This window comes from Salinivibrio sp. MA427, from assembly GCF_001996115.1.
Taxonomy (GTDB): Bacteria; Pseudomonadota; Gammaproteobacteria; order Enterobacterales; family Vibrionaceae; genus Salinivibrio; species Salinivibrio costicola.
This window is the reverse complement of sequence record NZ_MUFH01000426.1, coordinates 1-1,685: the sequence shown is the minus strand read 5'-3', so window position 1 is coordinate 1,685 and position 1,685 is coordinate 1. Positions and strand designations below refer to the sequence as shown.

Sequence of the window (1,685 nt, the reverse complement as noted above, 5' to 3'; positions counted from 1 at the left end):
GGGTACGGAGCTTTAGCGGCAAGACAGTGACCAGTGAAGACGATAAACGCTGGGCGGTCAAAAAAGATGGCGGTCAGTTCGATCAGTTTACCGGTGCGACCATTACCCCCCGGGCGGTGGTTACTGCGGTAAAAAAAGCGGCCTGGTTTGTCAGCCAGCAACAAGCTACCTTGCTTAACCAACCTGTCAATTGCGGAGGTGCGTCGTGAACAGTGACCACAAAGCGCTGATGAAAAATGGCTTATGGAGCAACAACCCCGCCTTTGTGCAGCTGCTGGGGTTGTGTCCACTGCTGGCAGTCTCTGCCACCGTCACCAATGCGCTGGGCCTCGGCATTGCAACACTGGCTGTGCTAGTGGGTTCCAACTTAATCGTGTCGGTGATCCGAGAATGGGTGCCTAAAGAAGTGCGTATCCCAATTTTCGTGATGGTGATCGCCTCATTGGTCACCTGTGTGCAATTGGTGATGAATGCCTATGCTTACGGCCTTTATCAGTCACTCGGGATCTTTATCCCCTTGATTGTCACCAACTGCATTATTATCGGCCGCGCTGAAGCCTTTGCCTCAAAAAACCCGGTTGGCTTATCGGTTAGTGATGGTTTTTGGATGGGAACGGGCATGACTGCAGCGCTGGTGATACTCGGCGCAATTCGAGAGATTATTGGTAACGGCACCTTGTTTGATGGCGCCGATCTGTTACTCGGTGATTGGGCCTCGGTACTACGGATTGAAATTTTCCAATTCGATACCAAATTCTTATTAGCGATATTGCCACCCGGTGCATTTTTAGCGGTGGGCTTTTTGATCGCTCTGAAGAACATCATTGATACCCATCTTGCCAGTAAGACAGAATCCGAGCAGAAACCAGTGATTGAACGCGCGCGGATCACCGGCAATCAGTGACGGGATAGGGAAATGAATAAAGAAAAACGACAACAGATTTTGGAGCGGCTGCGAGACAACAATCCAACACCGCAAACAGAGCTGCATTGGTCTACCCCTTTCGAGTTGTTGATTGCAGTGTTACTGTCTGCCCAGGCTACCGATGTGAGTGTCAATAAAGCTACCGATAAACTCTATCCGGTGGCCAACACACCAGAGGGCTTATTGGCACTAGGTGTGGATGGGGTGAAGTCCTATATCAAAAACATCGGCCTGTTTAATTCCAAAGCCGAGAACGTGATTAAGACCTGTCGTGCGCTGATCGAACAGCACGGTGGTGAGGTGCCAGAAAACCGCGAAGCGCTGGAGGCCTTACCCGGTGTCGGGCGTAAAACGGCCAATGTCGTGCTCAATACCGCATTTGGTTGGCCCACTATTGCGGTCGACACCCATATTTTTCGGGTCTCTAATCGCACCAAGTTTGCGATGGGTAAAAACGTCAATGACGTGGAAGAGAAACTGAACAAGGTGGTGCCCAAAGCGTTTAAGGTCGATGTGCACCATTGGCTTATTTTGCACGGACGCTATACCTGCCTGGCACGCAAACCCCGCTGTGGCAGTTGCATCATTGAAGATTTATGTGAATATAAAGATAAAGTCTATCCAGACAGCTAACGCTATTTCAGGCGAGCACTGGCAAGTAATAAAGGAGCAACGTCATGTCTAACGGCAGAATTCTACACACCATGATCCGCGTCGGTGATCTGGATCGCGCAGTGAAATTTTACACCGACGTAATGGG

4 protein-coding genes are annotated in these 1,685 nt (G+C 50.3%); all 4 read left to right on the top strand.

Translation table 11 applies throughout. From position 1 onward, the window contains the following. Positions 1-209 (top strand): FMN-binding protein (locus BZG79_RS15275; RefSeq protein WP_199878033.1); only part of this gene is annotated, 209 nt, incomplete at its 5' end. Then, positions 206-904 (top strand): electron transport complex subunit E, encoded by a 699-nt coding sequence (locus BZG79_RS16525; protein WP_021022310.1) that lies wholly within the window; start codon positions 206-208, stop codon positions 902-904. The genes BZG79_RS15275 and BZG79_RS16525, both read left to right, overlap by 4 nt. 12 nt (positions 905-916) lie before the next feature. Beyond that, complete coding sequence (nth, locus tag BZG79_RS16520; protein ID WP_021022309.1) at positions 917-1,558, top strand: endonuclease III; 642 nt, start codon at positions 917-919, stop codon at positions 1,556-1,558. Between the two features lie 44 nt (positions 1,559-1,602). Continuing rightward, a partial coding sequence (locus BZG79_RS15265; protein WP_199878037.1) for a VOC family protein occupies positions 1,603-1,685 on the top strand: 83 nt, incomplete at its 3' end.

Excerpts from the sequence above, each read along its gene's own strand:
- nth (WP_021022309.1), top strand. The coding sequence starts at position 917 with ATGAATAAAGAAAAACGACAACAGATTTTGGAGCGGCTGCGAGACAAC.